The organism is Treponema sp. R80B11-R83G3 (assembly GCF_054786115.1).
In genome coordinates this window covers 1-393 of the sequence record NZ_BDHF01000554.1, presented here as the reverse complement: position 1 = coordinate 393, position 393 = coordinate 1, and the positions used below count along the sequence as shown (strand labels likewise).

Annotated in this window: 1 protein-coding gene and 1 pseudogene; both read left to right on the top strand. The window is 45.5% G+C overall.

Annotation, left to right across the window (positions count from 1 at the left end):
• Positions 1-270: pseudogene (locus ACYVRH_RS14935) on the top strand (IS1 family transposase); the annotation flags it as partial.
• A partial coding sequence (locus ACYVRH_RS14930) for an IS1 family transposase (RefSeq protein ID WP_461257642.1) occupies positions 177-393 on the top strand: 217 nt, incomplete at its 3' end. The pseudogene ACYVRH_RS14935 and the gene ACYVRH_RS14930, both read left to right, overlap by 94 nt.

Below are 393 nucleotides of genomic sequence, written 5' to 3'. Positions count from 1 at the left end.
TGTAAAGACTGCGGAAAACAATGTATAAGCGATCTTGAAAGAACTTACCGCGGAACACTTTCTAACATAGCCAGCATGATTAAAATCATGCTGGTACGGGGTGTCGGCATTCGGGACATCAGTGCCATACTCAAAATAAGCATAGGAAAAGTCTTAAAAACACTGAAACCAACGGAATATCAGATAAAACCAGCAAAAAAAAGTATGACTGCCTTGAGACAGATGAGTTTTGGACATATGCCGGGCGGGAAACGGATAAGATATGGCTGATATATGCGTATCATCGGGGAACTGGAGAAATAGCGGCGTATGTGTGGGGGGGACGGGGCTTAAAAACAGCGAAGAAGCTGGGGGGGCGGTTGGAACGGCTTGGGATAACCTATGGCCATATAG